The sequence below is a fragment of the Thermodesulfobacteriota bacterium genome, from assembly GCA_040756475.1.
GTDB lineage: Bacteria > Desulfobacterota > Deferrisomatia > Deferrisomatales > JACRMM01 > JBFLZB01.
This window is the reverse complement of the sequence record JBFLZB010000019.1, coordinates 8,054-27,195: the sequence shown is the minus strand read 5'-3', so window position 1 is coordinate 27,195 and position 19,142 is coordinate 8,054. Positions and strand designations below refer to the sequence as shown.

14 protein-coding genes are annotated in these 19,142 nt (G+C 66.4%); 12 read left to right on the top strand and 2 right to left on the bottom strand.

Annotation, left to right across the window (positions count from 1 at the left end; all coding sequences use genetic code 11):
* The first annotated feature begins 23 nt into the window (after positions 1–23).
* The 4 genes from thiF (at position 24) to AB1578_04555 (ending at position 3,440) form a co-directional block, all read left to right on the top strand.
* On the top strand, positions 24–827 hold the full coding sequence (thiF, locus tag AB1578_04570) for a sulfur carrier protein ThiS adenylyltransferase ThiF (protein MEW6487175.1): 804 nt from the start codon (positions 24–26) through the stop codon (positions 825–827).
* Positions 828–832: 5 nt separating this feature from the next.
* Positions 833–1,546, top strand: a complete 714-nt coding sequence (locus tag AB1578_04565) for a glycerophosphodiester phosphodiesterase (protein MEW6487174.1) — start codon at positions 833–835, stop codon at positions 1,544–1,546.
* Positions 1,536–3,188 (top strand): glycerol-3-phosphate dehydrogenase/oxidase, encoded by a 1,653-nt coding sequence (locus AB1578_04560; protein ID MEW6487173.1) that lies wholly within the window; start codon positions 1,536–1,538, stop codon positions 3,186–3,188. Before AB1578_04565 ends, AB1578_04560 begins: the two co-directional genes overlap by 11 nt.
* Positions 3,189–3,254: 66 nt before the next feature.
* Positions 3,255–3,440, top strand: a complete 186-nt coding sequence (locus AB1578_04555; protein ID MEW6487172.1) for a ferredoxin — start codon at positions 3,255–3,257, stop codon at positions 3,438–3,440.
* Between the two features lie 358 nt (positions 3,441–3,798).
* Here the strand turns inward: AB1578_04555 and AB1578_04550 are convergent, their stop codons facing one another.
* The gene (locus tag AB1578_04550; protein ID MEW6487171.1) at positions 3,799–5,499 is read right to left on the bottom strand and encodes an alpha/beta fold hydrolase; all 1,701 of its coding nucleotides are present in this window, start codon (positions 5,497–5,499) and stop codon (positions 3,799–3,801) included.
* Between the two features lie 351 nt (positions 5,500–5,850).
* Between AB1578_04550 and AB1578_04545 the strand changes: the two genes are divergently transcribed.
* From AB1578_04545 to AB1578_04515, 7 genes are all read left to right on the top strand, one after another.
* A complete protein-coding gene (locus AB1578_04545; GenBank protein MEW6487170.1) occupies positions 5,851–8,040 on the top strand; it encodes a UvrD-helicase domain-containing protein in 2,190 nt (729 codons plus the stop codon).
* A gap of 720 nt (positions 8,041–8,760) precedes the next feature.
* Positions 8,761–9,663, top strand: coding sequence for a hypothetical protein (locus tag AB1578_04540; protein ID MEW6487169.1), 903 nt, complete (start codon positions 8,761–8,763; stop codon positions 9,661–9,663).
* Positions 9,660–10,142, top strand: coding sequence for a hypothetical protein (locus AB1578_04535; protein MEW6487168.1), 483 nt, complete (start codon positions 9,660–9,662; stop codon positions 10,140–10,142). The genes AB1578_04540 and AB1578_04535 overlap by 4 nt, the downstream gene beginning before the upstream one ends.
* Before the next feature lie 155 nt (positions 10,143–10,297).
* The gene (locus AB1578_04530; GenBank protein MEW6487167.1) at positions 10,298–12,076 is read left to right on the top strand and encodes a site-specific DNA-methyltransferase; all 1,779 of its coding nucleotides are present in this window, start codon (positions 10,298–10,300) and stop codon (positions 12,074–12,076) included.
* The gene (locus AB1578_04525) at positions 12,073–13,140 is read left to right on the top strand and encodes a virulence RhuM family protein (GenBank protein MEW6487166.1); all 1,068 of its coding nucleotides are present in this window, start codon (positions 12,073–12,075) and stop codon (positions 13,138–13,140) included. The genes AB1578_04530 and AB1578_04525 overlap by 4 nt, the downstream gene beginning before the upstream one ends.
* Positions 13,137–15,830 carry a DEAD/DEAH box helicase family protein gene (locus AB1578_04520; protein ID MEW6487165.1) on the top strand — a complete coding sequence of 898 codons (2,694 nt, stop codon included), beginning with the start codon at positions 13,137–13,139 and terminating at the stop codon, positions 15,828–15,830. Before AB1578_04525 ends, AB1578_04520 begins: the two co-directional genes overlap by 4 nt.
* Before the next feature lie 225 nt (positions 15,831–16,055).
* Positions 16,056–16,559 carry a peptidylprolyl isomerase gene (locus AB1578_04515; GenBank protein ID MEW6487164.1) on the top strand — a complete coding sequence of 168 codons (504 nt, stop codon included), beginning with the start codon at positions 16,056–16,058 and terminating at the stop codon, positions 16,557–16,559.
* A 12-nt stretch (positions 16,560–16,571) separates the two neighbouring features.
* Here AB1578_04515 and AB1578_04510 read toward each other — a convergent pair whose 3' ends face one another.
* Positions 16,572–17,792, bottom strand: coding sequence for an FprA family A-type flavoprotein (locus AB1578_04510; protein ID MEW6487163.1), 1,221 nt, complete (start codon positions 17,790–17,792; stop codon positions 16,572–16,574).
* Positions 17,793–17,950: 158 nt separating this feature from the next.
* Between AB1578_04510 and AB1578_04505 the strand changes: the two genes are divergently transcribed.
* The coding region (locus AB1578_04505) for an MFS transporter (protein MEW6487162.1) at positions 17,951–19,142 on the top strand (1,192 nt) is incomplete at its 3' end.

The window sequence follows — 19,142 nt, the reverse complement described above, 5'->3', positions numbered from 1 at the left end:
GGCTCCCTGCCGCCGAGGTGCCGATGCGCGTGCGGGTAAACGAGCAGGACCTGGACCTCCCCGAGGGGGCCACCCTGGGCGACGCCCTCCGGGCCGCGAAACCGGATGCCGACGTCTGGATCTGCAACGGGTTTCCGGCAACCCGGGAGACCCGGCTGTGCCCCGGCGACGAGGTGGTCCTCATCCGGAGGGGAGAGCTTCCGGGGCCCGAGGAGCTCGAGGGGCTGCTCGCCGCGCGCCACACGCCCGGGGTGCACCGCCGGGTCAAGGCCGCCCGGGTCGGAATCGCCGGGCTGGGGGGCTTGGGCAGCCAGGTCGCCATCGCGCTCGCCCGCACCGGCTGCGGCACCCTGGTGCTCGCCGACTTCGACGTGGTGGAGCCCAGCAACCTCAACCGCCAGCAGTACTTCGTGGAGCAGCTCGGCCAGCCCAAGACCCGGGCCCTGGCGGACACCCTGCGCCGCATCAACCCCTACGTGCGGGCAGAGGCCCACACCCTGCGCCTCACCCCCGAGAACGTCCCCCGGGTCTTCAGTGGGTGCCGGGTGCTCGTGGAGGCCTTCGACCGGGCCGACCAAAAGGCCATGCTGGTGGAGACCGCCCTGGCGAAACTCCCCCAGACCTGGGTGGTGGCGGCCTCCGGCCTGGCCGGGTACGGGCCCGCCGACGAGATCCGCACCCACCGGATGGGGCCGCGGCTCTTCGTGGTGGGAGACCTGGAGTCCGAGGCCCGGCCGGGCACGGGCCTCATGGCCCCCCGGGTGGGGGTGGCCGCCCACTCCCAGGCCAATCTGGCGCTCCGGCTCGTCCTGGGCGAGGAAGGCTAGCCTGCGTGCAGGTCTTCGCCCACCGCGGCTCATCCCTGGATCACCCGGAGAACACCCTGGAAGCCTTCGAGGCCGCCCTGGCCGAGGGGGCAACCGGCATCGAGACCGATCTGCGGCTGACCCGGGACGGGGTCCTCGTCCTCGTCCACGACCCGGACCTTCGCAGGACGGGGGATGACCCACGGCGAGTCACGGGCCTGACGGCTCTCGAGCTCGCTCGGGTGCGCCTGTCGGGGGGAGGAAGGGTCCCCTTGCTTGCCGACCTGTGGGACCTGGCAGCGAAACGGGTGCGCCTCAACCTGGAGCTCAAGGGCCGGGGAACGGGTCAAGCGCTCGCCCGGTTCCTGGCGGCGCGGGCGTGGGATCCGGCACAGGTGCTCGTCACCTCGTCCCGCAGCGCCGAGCTGGCAGCCGTCCGGGCACAGTGCCCCGGGGTGCCGGCAGGCCCCGTGTGGAGCCGCCTGGGGGAGCGCCAGCGACGGAGCCTCAGCCGGAGCGGCTTCGCGGCCGTGAGCCTGGCCGCCGAGGCGTTCTCCGAAGGGGCTCTCGCGTCGTGCCGAAGCCACGGCGCCGAGCTCCTGCTCTGGGTGGTCAACGCGCCCGAGGGGGTGCTAGACTTGGCCCGCTCCGGGGTGGACGGGGTCTTCACTGACTGCCCCGGCCGCATCCGCAACGCCCTGGGGCCACTCGCCTCCCCCCGAGGTCGCCTTGTCCCTTGAACCCAGCCGAACCGCTTTCGACCTGGCCGTCATCGGCGGAGGCATCACCGGGGCGGGAGTGGCCCGGGACGCCGCACTGCGCGGCCTGTCGTGCCTGCTCCTGGAGAAGGACGACTTCAGCGCAGGCACCTCCGCCAAGACCACCCGCCTGATCCACGGGGGACTGCGCTACCTGGAGAGGGGCGACCTCCAGCTCGTGGCCGAGTCGCTGCGAGAGCGCGAAACCCTGCTGCGCATGGCGCCCCACCTCATCCGGCCGATCCCGATCCTCCTGCCCGTCTACGCAGGGGACCGCCGGCCCCTGTGGAAGATCCGGGCGGGGCTCACCCTCTACGACCTCTTGAGCCTGGGCAAGGGAACACCCCACTACGGCGTGCTCGGTCGCCGGGAGGCCCTGCGCAGGAGCCCGGGCCTGAGCGCCGAGAAGCTCCTGGGGGCCGGCCTCTTCTACGACTACCAGATCCTCCTGCCCGAGCGCCTGGTCCTCGAGAACATCTTCTCCGCGCGAGAGCACGGCGCCTACTGCCTCAACTACCACGAAGTCGAGGCCATCTCCGAGGAGGACGACAGCTTCGGGCTTCGGGTCCGGGACCGGCTGACCGGGTCGGAGCAGCGGTTCACCGCCCGGGTGGTCGTCAACGCGGCGGGTCCCTGGGCCGACCAGGTGGGGGCCCGCTACCGCAGCGACCTTGCGCCCAAGGTCCGGGCCACCAAGGGGGCCCACGTGGTGGTGGACGCCGATCTGGATCACGCGGTCTTCACGGCATCTCCGCGCGACGAGCGCCTCTTCTTCTCGCTGCCCCTCGAGGGCCTGACCCTGGTGGGCACCACCGACACGTTCTGGGAAGGGTCGCCGGACGGCGTGGCCCCCGACGCGCAGGACGTGGACTACCTCCTGGACGGACTCCACAAGCTCCTTCCCGGGCGGCGCATCGAGGCCTCGGACGTGCTGTGGGGCTACGCAGGGCTGCGGCCCCTGGCCCTCACCGGCAAGAAGGGCAGCCCCTCGTCGCTGAGCCGGCGCCACGTGCTCCACCGGGAGGGCCCCAAGGGCCGCTTCCTCACCATCGTCGGCGGAAAGTACACCACCTTCCGGAAGATGGCGGAGGAAGCCGTGGATGCCGCGTGCCGGGCCCTGGCCTTCCCCGTGCCGGGTTCCACCGAGCACGTGCCCCTCTTCGGCGGCGGCCTCACCGACGCCGTCATCTTTCGGGAGAACGTGTGCGAGTGCACCCAGAAGATCCCCAACCTGCCGCGGGAGGTGGTGGACCACCTGGTCTCCCTCTATGGCCGGCGCTGCTGCGACGTGATCGACGTGGGGCTCGAGCGCCCCGAGTGGCGCGAGGTTCTCGCGCCGGGATATCGCGACTACCGGGCCCAGGTGGCCTACGCGGTGCGCCGGGAAGACGCCCACCACCTCGACGACGTCCTCCTGCGCCGGCTGCGCACCGGCGTGAGCCTGGACCTGGGGCTTTCCGCCGCCCCCGAAGCGGCCCGGATCATGGCCGAGGAACTGGGATGGGACGAGGGGACCCGGCGGGCCGAGTTGGAGCGGTTTCGAGAGCTTCTGGAGCGGGAGATGGCTCTGGGCTGCGGGGTGTCGGGGCGGGCACCGTTCCTGGAGCACGCGGGGGCATTCTGACGGCCCGGCCGTAGGGGCGAACCATGCGTCGCCTCTACGGCTTCACCACGTACAGGAGGAAGCGCCATGAAGAAGGTCTGGGTGGACGACGAATGCATCGCCTGCGGAACCTGCGTGGACCTGTGCCCGGAGGTCTTCGAGCTGGAGGGAGACATCGCGACGCTCGTGGAGGGGGCCGACCTCTCCCTCGACGACAAGATCGTCGAAGCGGCCGAGGCGTGCCCCGTGGAGGCCATCCACTACGAGGAGTGAGGCCCGCCCCGCGGGCTGGGCCAGGACCGGCACGGCAAGCCGGCGTGGAAATCTCTGGGGACCTGAGATCTGGGAGAAAGTTGTAGGGGCGACGCATGCGTCGCCCCTACGGCTGACCGCTGGCATCCGAGGCCATGCCTCGGCGCACTGGGGCGAACCCTCCCTGGCCGGCGCGCTGGCGCGCATCGCACCAACCTCGCAGACCTGCGAGCCCGCCTGGCACTTGGCGGTTGGCCCAGCCCGTGCGCGGAAACGCGGGGGCCACGCGGGCAATGCCCGCGTCCCCCCTGCTTACTCGCTTACGTCCCCCTTGCCCTTACGTCCCCCTTGCCGCCCCCCAACTGCCGCGGAGCCTCGGTTAGCGGGTGACGGTGAACGTTCCACTTCCCTCTTTCAACAGGGCGCCGGTATCATCGCTCCAGCAATAGTAGGCTACAGACCCGGTGAGCGTGTCACCACCGTCCCATGTCCAGGAATAGGATCGATTTCCGAAACTCGTGTCGGCATTGATCGACAGCGCATACTCGCTGCGGTTGCCGGACACCGACACGGAGCCGTAAGATCCGGAAATGCTGCCGGCATCTTCGGACAAAGAAATCGAAAAATATGACAGACCGCCGTTGCACCCGTAAATGCCGAGATTCGGGTTGTTAATGGTGCCGGTCCAATATCCGGTCACATCACCGGTGATAGGGGGCAAGGCGCTGATGAGATTCGCCCCAACGAACTGTTGCACATCCGAATTGGACTGGAGCTTATCGTGCTCTTCCGAGACGATGTAGGTGGGGCCCGGGAGATCGTCGCCAACGGATTCGCTCGCCGGAACCATTCCGTCGTTGGGAGCCGTGTCGAACAGAAACTCCGTAACAATAGAACCCCACATACTCTTGCTGCCGAAGATCTTTATGTAGTTTGTGTTCGGGTGCCTGTTGATGGCATTGGTTCTGATGGTTTTGAGAAGCGGGTTTCCTGTCTGTGCATCTAGAAACATGCCGCTCTCCAGCACATCTTTAAACGTGGTGGTCGTAGCGTACGGATTATCGGGCGCATAGTTTGCAAGTAGTGTCAGAAGTCCTGGACCGGCAAGATCCGCTGCGGGTGTCCCATCAAGCGGACCACCCAAGAGGATCATATTGTTGATGGCCAAATCTGTCTGTGATGCCGCATACAGTGCAACCAGTGTCCCAAAGCTATGGGCCTGCAGATCAATCTGGGTGAGACCGCCCTCGGTCTGCAACGAGTTCAGAAAATCGGCAAATTTTTGCCCCGCCTCGACCATGTTGTTTCTCGCATAGTCGTAGTTGAACCCGATGACCTGTGTGTAACCGCCCTGGCTCATGAGCTCACTGACGGAACCCCCAAAAGAGTCTTCCACGGTACTCAGGATCCCGTGCGTGAGCACGAGCGTCTTCTTGTTGGGATCGAAACCCTGCGGATAATCGAGCCATACCGAGCCATTCCAAATTCTGGGACCGAAGCGCGGGGGCGGTGCAAAGGTGATTTCGGTACTCAGATTGACCGATGCCGCCGAAATGCTTTGCGCATTTTGTATCGTGGATAGCGGTATGACGAAGCACGCACTACTCGATTCGCACGAGATCGGGACTCCACCGAAAAAATTGTCGGATGCCACGACATTCACTAATGGGGCTGATCCCGTGAACCTTTCAGGGAGGGTCGCACCGTATCTAATAACGAAGGTTAAATCTCCTGCCTGAGGAAAGGCGGTCTGCTTCGAGTCGAAATCCAGAACCAGCGCATGGCCCACACTTGTGAGTGACCCGCTTGGTGGCTCTTTTGGAAACGAAGATACCAGTGATAGGCGAACCGTTTGGTCGGAGGCCAAGGCCCCCGCTGGAATCGTGACGCTGCTGCCGCCGGGAAGGGCTATCGTGCCCCCCTGTGCTGCCGTGATGATCTGGCTCGTCGACTCAAGTGTCGTGGTGCGAGTCGTCGAACTAGTTCCACCTCCCCCTCCACCACAACCAAACAGAAAGAGTGCAATCAGCAGACATGCGAACATCTTTCTGGAGAAAAATACCGCTTCTGTAATAACCATTTTATCTCCTTTCTTCTTAAGGTGGCGGTGTCAGGTGGCAGGAAATCCCTTTCGGCCGCTCTGGCAAAAAGGTTTAGCTCCTGATAGCGGCCGACCCATGCCCGGACAAGCCCGACTCGACTTGCCCGGCCTGCTCCAGCACGTGATCGCGCGGGGCATCGAGCGCCGGAGGATCTTCCTCGACGATGAGGACCGCGAGGCCTTCGTCGGCCGTCTGAGTCGGCTGCTCGTCGCCAAGGACACGCAGTGCTTCACGAAATGCCCAACGGATGGTGAGCCCGCGGGGCTTTGGAGGACTTTCTGGCTCTTCCTGAAAGACGATTGCCGCCCCGGCCGAAACCAGGTGACCGCGTGCCGATCGAAGGAGTCGAATCCCTCGTGGAGCGGCGCGTGGCCGACCGGCAGGGCGGGACATCGATGAATCCCGACCAGTCCGAAGCGGCGCGTCACCGGGAAGGCCCGGCACTCGTCCTGGCCGGGCCGGGGACCGGAAAGACCACCACCCTGGTCGGGAGGTACTGCTTCCTCCTCGACCAGGGGGTGGACCCCGCCAGCATCTTCGTTGCCACCTTCACCCGAAAGGCGGCCCTCCAGCTCAAGGAGCGCATCGCCGCGCGGGCCGGCATCGCGACCGCGCGGCTCCCCGTTGGGACGTTCCACTCCCTGTGCCTCGGGATCCTCCGGGAGGTGGGCGAGCGGGTCGGCGTGCCGCGCGACTTCCGCACCATCGGCGACGGGCAGCAGTTCCGGGTGCTCCGGGAGCTCAAGCTCGACTGGCCGGGCGAGCTCGAGGAGCTGAAGGACGCCATCGCCCGACTCAAGGATCGCCTGGTCGGCCCCGAGCAGGCCCGGAGGGAAGCGTCGGCCTGCCGGGGCGGGGACGCGGAGGATCGCCTCCTGCTTGCCCGCGCCTACACCCGGTATCAGGAGGCGCTGCGAAGGCGCGGGCTCTTCGACTTCGGGGACCAGATCGCCCTGGCGGTAGAGGCGCTGCGGGAGCACGCCGACCTGCGGGAGCGCTACTCCGAGCGCTACCGCTACCTGATGGTCGACGAGTTCCAGGACATCAACGCCGCCCAGGACGCCCTGCTCCAGGCGCTCCTCGCGCGGCACCGGAACCTCTGGGCGGTGGGGGACGACGACCAGGCGATCTACGGGTGGCGGGGCAGCGACGTGCGCTACATCACCGGCTTCGAGCAGGCCCATCCCGGCGCCCGCGTGCTGCGGCTGCAGACCAACTACCGCTCCCCCCGGGCCATCCTCGACGTCGCGGACCGGCTCATCCGGCACAACCGCCGGCGTCTCCCCAAGACCCTGGAGGCCACGAAGGCGACGAAGGCGCCGGTGGTGCTGTGCCGGGCCGAGGACGAGCACCGGGAGGCGCAGTGGGTGGCGCACGCGGTGCGAAAGCTCCTGGACGCCGGCACGAGCCCCCGCGAGGTCGCGGTACTCCTGCGCACCAACTACCTCACGCTGCCCTTCGAGACCGAACTGCGCCGCGCCGGCATTCCCTTCGTCATCCGGGGCGGGCCGGGGTTCTGGGAGCTCAAGGAGGTCCAGACCGTGCTGGAGGCCCTCTGGCCCCTGGGGCAGGCCGCGGCGACCTCTCCCTGCCCCTGGGCGGGGCTGCCGTACCTGCACGACCGGCTGGCCGAGATCGCCCAGCGAGACCGCGCCGGGCCGTTCCCCAAGCTGGTGGAGGCCCTGGCGGAGGCGGTCGCCGCCCAACCGCCCCTTTCGGCCTCGGACGAGACGAAGGTGCGCTGGGCCGGCGCGGCCCGGCAGGTGGCCGCCGAGGCCCGGGAGTTCCAGGATGCGGACGCCCTCCTGGCCCACGCCGCGACGGCCGCCACCGTACCCCCTGCCGACGAGGACGCGGACGCCGTGGTCCTGTCCACCATCCACCAGGCCAAGGGGCTGGAGTGGGACGCGGTGTTCGTGTGCGCTTGCGAGGCGGGGCTCCTGCCCCACGAGAAGGCCGAGGAGGGGGAGGAGGAGCGGCGCCTCGCCTTCGTCGCCGCCACCCGGGCGAAGCGCTTCCTCACCCTCTCCTGCTGCCGGAGCCGCAGCGGGCGCCCGGCCGAGCCCTCGCCCTTTCTCGCCGAGATGACCCGGGGTGCGCCGGCCGACAGCCTCTCCTGGCGCCGGGCCCCCGCGACCGGCGAGACCGGCTCCTGGTTGGGGCCCCCGCCGAGGCAGAGCACCCCACCAAAGCCGGCCGCCGAGAAGGTGCCGCCGGCCTTCGTCTACCCCAAGCCGGCGCGCAGGAAGGCAGGCGCGAAGGGCCGAAAGCCGGCGGGACCCGTGCCGGAGGCCGGGCCGAGACACCCGGTGCCCCCGGAACCGTCCGCCCGGGCAAGAAGGAACACCCGGGTCTTCCACTCCGCCTTCGGGAACGGCGTCGTGCAGCGGGTGGACGGCGACAAGTGGATCGTAGCCTTCGCCAAGCACGGGGTGAAGGTGATCCTGTCCGAGTACCTGGTCGTGTTGGGGGGCCGGGAGGCGGGCACCGGGACGGCAAGAAGGCGAACCCGTTCCTAGTCGATCAGCCCAGCAGGCCTTGAAACCAATGTCGGTGGGGTGCTTCGGCGGACCTAGAGGGGTAACTGAAGTACCGCAATTGTGGGTCGGACGGTCCTGGAGGGGTCCCCGCCCAGCACCAGCGTCCCGGTCTGTCCCGCCCTTCTCCCCCTCATCCCGTCATTGCCGCGATTGCCGCGCTTGACCCGCGCGGGTTTGGGAGTGTAAGAAGGCTTCGGCTGCGGCTCCACGACCGCGGGGGCGAGAATGGAAGCACGGGCGGTAGCAGGGCGCGGAAGGCAGAAAAGGCGAAGCGGGCTTGAGGCCGCCGTCACCGAACCGGTGAGGCGGCCTTTATTGTCTCTGGTGCCCGTCACGGCAGCGAAGGCCACCACACGGCGCCCCGACCCTCCCCGGCACCGAAGCCCGGGCCCGCGGCCCCCGCCGAGCGGCAGTGCTCAGCCCGAAGCTCGGCGGTTCCGCGACCTACCGCCTCCGCGGCTCGACGGGCAGCCGTACCGCTGGAACCCTTCAAATTTTCGGCCCCTTCCTGCGCATCGCACCAACCTCGCAGACCTACGAGCCCACCTGGCACTTGGCGGTTGGCCGAGCCCGTTCGCGGACAAGCGGCGGCCACGCGGGCAATGCACAGTTGCACTTACGTCCCCTTTGCCGTCTCCCTTTGCCGTCTCAACCGGGCGGCGTTACCCGAGTAGGATCCAAGAGCACGACGAGGCATGAATGCGAGAGGGAAAGGGAAGATACCATCTCGGCAGAGTACACAAGATCGGGCGGCTGAACGACGAACTTATCGTTGCTGCAATCGAGCATCCTGCCACGATCCAGGGCGCCCGATACGCCTGGACCTTCACCGACGCCGTCGTCGAGCGCGAGGGCAACGCGACCCGGTATGCCTATGCACATTTGAGCAAGTTCTTGCCGGAGGGCACAGTAACAGTAGTTGACGAGCCTCACAGAGCTCAGGATCAACGACCGGAGCCTAATCTCTTGGTCGCAACAAGCCCGTTCGTCTACATACCTGAGTTCTCAGGCATAGCTTTCTTGCACGTGTGGAATCAAATTGAAACAAAGGCATTCATTAAGAGGTTTTGCCATATAATTTGCTCCACGCATGACCGCTTCTTCGTTGGATGCGATATTGAGCCCATTTCAGACCTCAGGACGTTTGTGGCACGCCTAAAGGCCATCGATGTATTTCTGGAAATTTCTGCGAAGGTCCACCCACCTAATCCATTATTCGGTCGCGCGTGGCGGCGCCTCAATGAGTATATACAAAAACGAAACGCTGGGGAGCTAGACATAAAGGAAAAATCGGAGGAGGGTTCCCATCTGAGGACGGACGTGCTGGAACACGTCCAGGGCATCCTGGCAGCAACGGCACAGCACCCGTATGAGCCGGTAGCACCCATCGACATCACTGACGCAGCGCTCTTGATGGCAGCTGATGGCTACGGCAAGGGGAAGATAGTGGGAACCGAAGGAGAGACGAGAGTCGTCGTCCGGACGTCTGACACCGAAAGGGGTTTCATTTACCATAAGGTTCCGGACCCGGAGGGCTTGTACCAGGAGGCACGCAAGAACTTCACTGCAGTCTCTGTCGAGCGCAAGATGTCGCACGAATGAACAGGCTCAAAGACATCCTGGTTGCCACGCTCGTCTCCCTTGAGGCCCTCGTCCTCGTTGGCTCGGTCGGTGTCTACATTCTAGCGCCATCTTGTTTTGTTTGGCTTGGGGCTCGATTGACCCAAAATGAGCCAATAAAGTACCTGGCCCTAGTCCCTGTAGCCCTCTTGGTCGTAATGGTGAGGTCGGCGGGCGATCTTCTTTTCCCTTCGAGTGTTGACTTCACGATCTTGCAGAAATGGCCGGATTACCACATGGTCAAGGACAGGTATTTGATATCACTTGTTATTACTGGGGCATGCACGCTGGTTGTTATATCAATCTGGGCACTCAGTCTCCCCTTGTCTCAAGCACTTAATGCCTTCGCTTTCGTAACGGCTATCGCGGTCGCGCTTGTGGCCTATGGTTGTTTTGCCTACGCGACCTGGACGGTCAAGGAAATCCTTTCTGCCCACGTGGGGAGGAAGAGCGGCGGGTAACAATGCGCTGCACGGCGGATTGGCTCCAGCGCTGGCGGCCTTCCGCCAACCTGTAAACGCGTCGTTGCAAGGAGATCGTTCGAACCCTGCTTGGAGTCGAAGCGGCCTTCAGCTGATCACCGACATACGAACGACGAAGGAGAAACACCCCCCCGATGCCCACGTTGAACTGGATCGGCAAGGAAGCGGTGGTCAACCACCACCTGGAGGTCCCCTTCCACCTGCTCAAGGACGTGCCCGAGCTTGCCTGCGGCGAGCCGGGAAGCGGCAACCTGATCGTCCAGGGCGACAACCTGGTTGCGCTCAAGGCGCTGCTGCCCTACTACGCCGGCCAGGTGAAGTGCATCTACATTGACCCGCCGTACAACACCGGCGTCGACGAAAGGAACGAAGAAGGGAAGCGGTCGGGCTGGATCTACAGCGACAACGTAAGCAGTCCGGAAATTAGTGAGTGGCTGGACCGCGTCGTGGGAACCGAAGCGGAAGACTTATCGCGTCATGAGAAATGGCTCTGCATGATGTATCCGCGACTTGCATTGCTCCGTCGATTTCTTCGTGACGACGGGGTTCTCTTTGCTAGCATCGATGAAGTCGAGTACGCAAACCTTCGGCATCTCCTGGACGAAATATTTGGGATTCAGAACCGCGTTGGCACGATCATTTGGCATAACGCGACGGATAACAATCCGACTAACATCGCGCTGGAGCACGAATATATTCTGGCCTATGCCAGAGACAAGCGCAAACTTGCCTCTGAGTGGAAGTCGCAGGACTTGGCTGCCAAGGACAAGCTGCTCAGGGTTGGCGATGAATTTGTCATGCGCTACCAAGACCAAACGATAAGGCAGCGCGAGTACACAAAATGGTTCAGAGAGAACAAGGCCTATATGTGGCCGTTCGACAGATATAAGTATATAGATGATGGTGGCATCTACACAGGCAGTCAGAGCGTCCATAACCCTGGAAAAGAGGGCTACAGATACGACGTTATCCATCCGGTGACGCGAAAACCATGCACACAGCCTCTAATGGGGTATCGATTTCCGCCGGAGACCATGGAACGCCTCTTGTCAGAGGAGCGTATTCTGTTTGGTGGCGACGAAGGCAAGATAGTCGAATTGAAGGTCTATGTTCGAGACTATAGGGCTAAGTTGTCTAGCTTGTTTGAATTGGATGGGAGGATTGGCACATATGAGATAAAGGACGTCTTTCCAGGGGAAAAGCGGCCGTTTGATTTCCCAAAACCCACTTCCTTGATCGAGGAAATACTTAGTTTCACTACGTCTGGCGATGACTTGGTCTTGGACTCCTTCGCAGGGTCTGGAACAACTGGTCACGCCGCCCTCAAGCTGAATCGTAGCGACGGACAGAAACGCCGCTTCATATTGGTTGAGATGAAGCGCCAAATAGCACGCGACATCTCCGCCGAGCGCATCCGCCGCGTGGCCCAGGGATACACGAACGCCAAGGGGGAGGCCGTCCCGGGACTCGGCGGTGGCTTTCGCTACTGCGAGCTCGGAGAGCCGCTCTTCGACGAGGCGGGGAAGATTCGCGAGACGGTGAGCTTCGCCGACCTGGCTCGGCACGTGTACTTCACCGAGACCGGAGAACCCCTGCCTGCGATGGCCACGAAGGAACGCAGAGAACACAAAGGAGAACCTGGCTCTTCTTTGAGCCCTTTGTGTTCTCTTGTGGCCAACTCGCCTTTTCTCGGCGCGTGCCGGGGCGTCGGCATCTACCTCCTCTACAACGGCATCCTGGGCGACCGGTCCGACGACGGCGGCAACGTGCTGACCCGGTCGGTGCTGGCGAGCCTGCCGCCTTTCGACGGGTCCAAGGTCATCTACTGCGCCGGGTGCCTGCTGGGTCGCGACCGGCTGCAGGCCGAGGGGATCACGGTGCGGCAGACGCCGTACGAGGTGAAGGTGTCGTGAGGCGGAAGAAAGGCGAGGCGCCGCCGCCGGCCTCCGGCTCGGAGTTCCTCTTCTACCAGGCCGAGGACGGTGAGACTCGGGTGCAGGTTCGCCTCGTCGACGAGACGGTCTGGATGTCTCAGCGGCTCTTGGCGGAGCTGTACCAGAAGTCCGTGCCGACCATCAACGAGCACATCGCCGGCATCTACGAGGAGCGGGAGCTCGACCCGGCGGCAACCATTCGGAAATTCCGAATCGTTCAGCGCGAAGGCGCTCGGGACGTGGAACGGCTCGTGGAACACTACAACCTCGACGTGATCCTTGCTGTGGGCTATAGGGTCCGTTCCCACCGGGGCACCCAGTTCCGCCAGTGGGCCACCCGGCTCCTGCGCGAGTATGTGGTCAAGGGCTTCGCGCTCGACGACGAGCGCCTGAAGCAAGGCCGCAACCTCGGTGAGGACTACTTCGATGAGCTTCTGGAGCGAATCCGGGCCATCCGGGCCTCGGAGCGGCGGTTCTACCAGAAGATCACCGACATCTACGCTACCAGCATCGACTACGACGCGAACCACCCCCTGACCCAGGAGTTCTTCGCGACAGTCCAGAACAAGATGCACTGGGCCATCCACGGCCACACCGCGCCGGAGCTGATCCACGCGCGGGCCGACGCCGACAAGCCTCACATGGGGCTGACGACCTGGAAAAACGCCCCGGCGGGCCGCATCCGCAAGGCCGACGTGACCGTGGCCAAGAACTACCTGGGCGAGGAGGAGCTTTCGAGCCTCAACCTGCTCGTCAGCGGCTACCTGGAGTTCGCCGAGTTCCAGGCGCGCAGCCGCAACCCCATGACCATGGCCGACTGGCGCCGGAAGCTCGACGACTTCCTCGATCTGAGCGACCGAAAGGTGCTGGCCGACGCGGGGCGCATCTCCCAGAAGCTCGCCCACGAGCGCGCCGAGGCCGAGTTCGCACGGTACGAGGAGAAACGCCGCCTCGTCGAGGCCACCGAGCCCTCGAGCGACTTCGATCGGGTCGTGGAAGAGGTCAAGCGCCTGGAGTCGAAGAAGGGGAAGCCGAACCCATGATCACGCTGAAGGACTACCAGCACCGCGTCCTTGACTCGTTACGGGCATTCTTTCGCCAGTGCTCCCGGGACGGCCGGCCCGAGGGGGCGTTCCAGGCGGTCCAACTCGCCAACGGCCGGGGGCCGATGCCCTATGTTCCGGTGGTCGCCGAGGGCCTGGCGTCGGAGATGCCCTATGTGTGCCTGCGCGTGCCCACCGGCGGCGGCAAGACGCTCCTCGCCTGCTACGCCGCGGGGCTCGCGATGGAAGAGCTGCTGCGGGGAGAGCGTGCGGTGGTGCTGTGGCTCGTGCCCAGCAACACCATCCTCGACCAGACCGCCGATGCCCTGCGCGACCCGCGCCACCCGTATCGCCGGGCCCTGGAGCTATCCTGCGGCGCGGTGGAGGTGGTGACGATCGAGGAAGCGCTGCGGCTGTCGCGGGGGGCCGTCGAGGGGCAGACGGTGGTGATCGTGTCCACGATCCAGGCCTTCCGGGTGGAGGACACCACGGGTCGCAAGGTGTACGACCAGAACGGGGCGTTCTCGGACCATCTGCTGCATCTCCCGCCCGATCGGGTGGCGGACATGCTGCCGGGGGCCAACGGCGAACCGAAGCCGTCCCTGGTGAACATGCTGCGGCTGCGGCGGCCCATCGTGATCGTGGACGAGGCCCACAACGCCCGCACGGACCTGTCGTTTGCGACCCTGGGCAACGTGATGCCCTCGTGCATCGTCGAGTTTACGGCCACGCCCGCCAGGGCGAAGCATCCGTCCAACGTACTCCACCACGTCTCGGCCGCCGAACTGAAGGCAGCGGACATGGTCAAGCTGCCCTTGCGCGTGGTCACCCGCCACCCGAGCCAGAAGGACCAGTTGCTGGCCGAGGCGATCGCCCTGCGCAACGACCTGGAGCGGCTTGCCGCGGCCGAGGCGCAGCAGACCGGCGAGTACCTGCGGCCGCTCCTGCTGATCCAGGCCGAACGGGTGGATGCGTGCGAACCCCTGCGCGAGCGGCTGGCCGGCGAGTTCGGGGTGCCCAAGGACCAGGTCAAGATCTCCACGGGCAGGCTCGACGAGCTCAAGAAGATCGAAGACATCGAGGCGCCTGGCTGCCCGGTGCGGGTCATCCTCACCGTGGAGAAACTGCGGGAAGGGTGGGACTGCCCCTTCGCGTACGTGCTGTGCAGCCTGAAGGAGACCCGCTCCGCTACCGCCATCGAGCAGATCGTGGGACGCATCCTGCGGCTGCCCAAGGCCCGGGCGAAGCGGCATCCGGACCTGAACTGCTCCTACGCATTCTCGCCTTCGGATTCCCTGCCGGCGGTGCTGGCGGAGCTGCGAGATGCGCTGGAGAGCAACGGCTTCACCGCTGCGGAGGCCGAGCGGATCATCATCCCCGTGCAGCAGGGGGTGCTCCCCCTGGGCGTTCAGCCAAAGACCGTCCGCTTGGCGGCCGGGGAACTGGACGGGGCCAAGGCCCGGGCGGAGGCGGCGCGGATGGGCGGGAAGGTCCGCGTCGATGTGGACCGGGGCGAGATCACGGTGGTCGTCCCCCTCGACGAGGACGAGACCGAGCGTCTGGCCAGTGTGGTGACCACCCCCGAGGCCAGGGCCAAGGTGCGCGAGGCGGTCGCGGGGGTCATCGCCGCGGAACGGGCCTTCGGCGGCACCGGCGACACCCGGGTTCCGTCGCCCTACGAGCTCGGCCTCGACTTTCGCGTGCCCAGACTGTGCGTGCGCGAGAGCGGGAAGCTCTTCGAGTTCGAGAGCACGTTTCTCATCGAGCACCCCTGGAAGCTGAGCACCAAGGACGCGACGCTGGGCGCCGGGTACGACCCGAGCCGCCGCCCGGCGGGGAAGTCCGGGTACCTCGACGTCGGGACCAAGGGCGAGGTGAAGACCGAGGAGGTGCACGAGCCCGAGGCGGGCGACTTCGTGGCCACCCTGCACCAGCAGGTGCTGAGCCTGGGCATCGCCGGGAGCGACTGGACCCTGGAGGGTCTGGTGGCCTGGCTGGACCGCAAGATCGACCATCGGGACATCCCGGTGGGCGAATCGGCCGAGTTCTTGCGCAAGGTGCTCCGAGGTCTCATGGCCAAGTACGGGATAGCGGACGTGAACGTACTGGCGCTGGATCGTTTCCGGCTGCGAACCGAGATCGAGGGCCGCATCCAGCAGCACCGGGAGTCGGAGCGGAAGGCCGCTTTTCAGCTGTACCTCCTGCCCGACTCCGCCTTGGCAGTCAGCAGCGACAAGGCGATCAACTTCAAGACCATGAGCTACGAGCCGAGCTGGCTGTACGAAGGGGGTTTCCGTTTCCAGAAGCACTACTTCGGGCCGAAACCCGGAGAGCTCCGCGAACGGCGGCAGGACGGGCAGGTGGCGGAGGAGTTCGAGTGCGCCCAGTACCTGGACGCGCTTCCCGCCGTGCGGTTCTGGGTACGCAACCTGGCCCGGAAGGCCACCTCGTTTCGCTTGCAGACCTCGACGGACTGGTTCTACCCGGACTTCGTGTGCCAGCTCGCCGACGGCCGTGTCCTGGTGGTGGAGTACAAGGGCAAGGACCGGTTCGACACGGTGGACTCGGAGGAGAAGCGGGCCATTGGGGCGGTGTGGGCGGGCCGCAGCGGTGGGGCGGGACTCTTCGCGATGCCGACGGACAGGGACTTTTCGTGCATCGAGATGGCGATGGGAGGCGGGCGGCCATGAGCGAGAGATGGCCTGTCCTGTCGGCACTCGGCAGACCAATGGAGGATCGGGCTCTTCACCCCGCCGAAGCGGCGCTCACGTAGATTTCGTTCGCGGGCGCGAGGAGGAGCCGGCGGCCTTCGGCGCTGGCCAGGACAGAATCTTTTCTCCCCGAGCCCCCCATGCTACAAGGTTTCGTCACGTCGCACCGTCATGGCCCTTTCCCCGCGCCAAGGAGCCCGCCCCATGCCCAATCCCCTCGTATGCCTCAAGACGTCCCTGGGAGACATCACCCTGGAGCTCGACGAGAAGAACGCCCCGGTGACGGTGGACAACTTTCTCCAGTACGCGCTGGAGGGCTTCTACGACGGGACGATCTTCCACCGGGTGATCCCCGGCTTCATGATCCAGGGCGGGGGCCTCCTGCCGGACCTCGTGGAGAAGCCGACCCGGCCCCCCATCAAGAACGAGGCGACCAACGGCCTGCGCAACCTGCGGGGGGCGGTGGCCATGGCCCGCACCGGCCAGGTGGACAGCGCCACCGCCCAGTTCTTCATCAACACGGTGGCAAACCCCTTCCTGGACCACAAGCGCCGGACCCCGGAGGAGTTCGGGTACGCCGTGTTCGGGTGGGTGACCGAGGGGCTCGACGTGGTGGACCGCATCGCCGCGGTCCCCACGGGGTCCGCGGGGGGCTACGACGACGTGCCCAAGACCCCCGTGGTGATCGAGGCCGTGGAGTGCCTGTGACCGTCCCGGGGCCTACCCGGCGAACTGCTGGTGGTACTCCCGCACGCGGCGGGCGAACGCGCGCCCGTACTGGTAGCAGGCTTCCTCGTCCTCGAGGGACGGCTTGTAGAGGAGCTGGAGTCCCGGCTCGTAGACCTCGAGGCCCATGCGCCGAAACTCCTCCGTGGCTTCGCGCACCGCGCCGCCCGACCAGCCGTAGCTCCCGAAGGCCCCCGCGATGCGGGCTTTGGGGCGCAGGCCCCGCAGGTGGGTGAGGAGCTCGGCCACGGTGGGGAAGAGGATGTTGTTGAGGGTCGGGGAGCCCACGAGCGCGCCCCGGGACTTCCAGAACTCCTTGATGGCGACGCTCATGGGGGTGGAGCGCAGCTTCATCACCTTGACGTCGAGCCCCTCGTCCCGGATGCCGGAGGCGATGGGCACGGTCATCTGCTCGGTGCTCTGCCACATGGTGTCGTAGATGACCGCCACGCTGCAGTCGGCCCCGCCCCCCGCCATGTGCCGATAACTCCGGAGCACGCGGGACGGCTCGGCCCGCCAGATGACCCCGTGGTCCGGGGCGATCATCCCGATGTCGAGGCCTAGGGCGCCGACCTCCTCGAGCTTCTTCTCGATGAGGGCTCCGAAGGGCATGAGGATGTTGGCGTAGTACTCGACCACGGCGTCGTCGAGCTCCGCCCAGGAGTCGCTCTTCGCGAACTCGTCGTCGAACCGGCCCGCCGAGGCCAGGTGCTGGCCGAAGGCGTCCTGGCTGAACAGCAGCCGGGCCTCGGGCACGTAGGTCATCATGGAGTCGGGCCAGTGGAGCATGGGGGTTTCGAGGAACGTGAGGGTGAAGCGCCCGGTCTGGAGGGTGTCGCCCGTCTTCACCAGCTTCATCTTCCACCGGGAGGTGTCGTAGAAGCGGTCCAGCCCGCGCTTGCCCTTCTGGGTGAGGTACACGGTGGCGTCCGGCGCGAGCTCGAGGATCCGGTCGAGGCTCGTGACGTGGTCGTTCTCGATGTGGTTGACCACCACGTGGCGGATTTTCGCCGGATCGACCAGCCCCCGGATGTTCTTCACGGTCGTCTCCGAGAAGTCGTACTTGACCGTGTCCACCAGGGTGACCTCGTCGTCCAGGAGCAGGTAGTTGTTGTAGGTGGTGCCCCGGGGGGTGACGTACCCGTGGAAGTCGCGCACGGCCCAGTCGATGGCTCCCACCCAGTGGATGTCCTTGGCGATCTCGACGGCTTTCATGGGCTGCTCCTCTGTAGGTTCATGAGCGGCACGGCCTCGCACGCCGAGGCCTTTTCGGTCCTCCGAGCCCGGAGCCCCGCCGACGCGGGAGCCGGGTTCGGGAGTCGGTGAGTATGACGCCGGTATCGCCCTTGTCAACGCAGCCCGGAGGCCCACGCGTGCCCGAGTCCCCCCGCGACGCCGCCCGCCTGATCGCCCTCCTGTGTCTCGCCCAGCTCCTGAGCATGGTGGGCATCTTCGCGTTCCCCGCGCTCCTGCCCACGTTCGTGGCCGAGTGGCAGCTCACGAACACCCAGGCCGGATGGATCAGCGGGGCCTACTTCGGGGGCTACACCGCGGCGGTGCCGGTGCTGGCGAGCCTGACGGACCGGGTGGACGCACGGCGGGTGTACCTGGCGGGGGCCGTGGTGGGGGGGCTGGCGAGCGCGGGGTTCGCCCTGGCGGCCCAGGGATTCTGGACCGCGCTCTTCCTGCGCGCCCTGGCGGGGCTGGGCCTGGCGGGAACCTTCATCCCCGGGCTCAAGGCCCTGGTGGACCGGGTCGCACCCCGGTTCCAGCCCCGGGCCGTGGCCCTCTACACCGCCGCCTTCGGGCTCGGGACGGGGCTCTCCTTCTACGCGGCGGGGGAGATGGGCCGGCTCTGGGGATGGCCGTGGGCCTTCGCCGCCGCAGCCGGCGGGGCTCTCGCGGCCCTCGTCCTCGCAGGGGCCGTCCTTCGACCCCGGGCACCCGCGCCGGGCCCGCGCCTGCGCCTGCTGGACTTCGGGCCGGTGCTCCGGAACCGGGAGGCCATGGCGTACGTGCTCGCCTACGCGAGCCACACCTGGGAGCTCTTCGCCCTGCGCTCCTGGGCGGTGGCCTTCCTCACCTACAGCGCGGCGCTGTGGGCGGGAGAGACGGCCTGGTCCCCCACCGCCGTGGCCGCGGTGGCGGGGGTGGCGGCCACGGGGGCCAACGTGGCGGGCGGAGAGCTCGCGATCCGCCTGGGCAACCGCCGGGTGCTCACGGCCCTGATGTGGGGCTCGGCGGCCCTGGGCGCGGGGATCGGCTTCGCCGCCGGCCTCCCCTACCCGGCCGTGGCGGTGCTCCTGGTGGCCTACAACCTCCTGGTCCAGGCCGACTCCTCGGCGCTGCACATGGGAACGGTAGCCAGCGCGGCACCCGAGCGCCGGGGCACCACCATGGCCCTCCAATCCCTGGCGGGCTTCGGCACGGCCTCCCTCGGCCCGCTCGCGGTGGGCGTGGTGCTGGACGCCACCGGGGGAGGGACCACCAGCGCCTCCTGGGGCGCCGCGTTCCTCACCATGGCGGCGGGGGTGGCCCTGGGCCCCCTCTTCCTGCGGCGCGCCC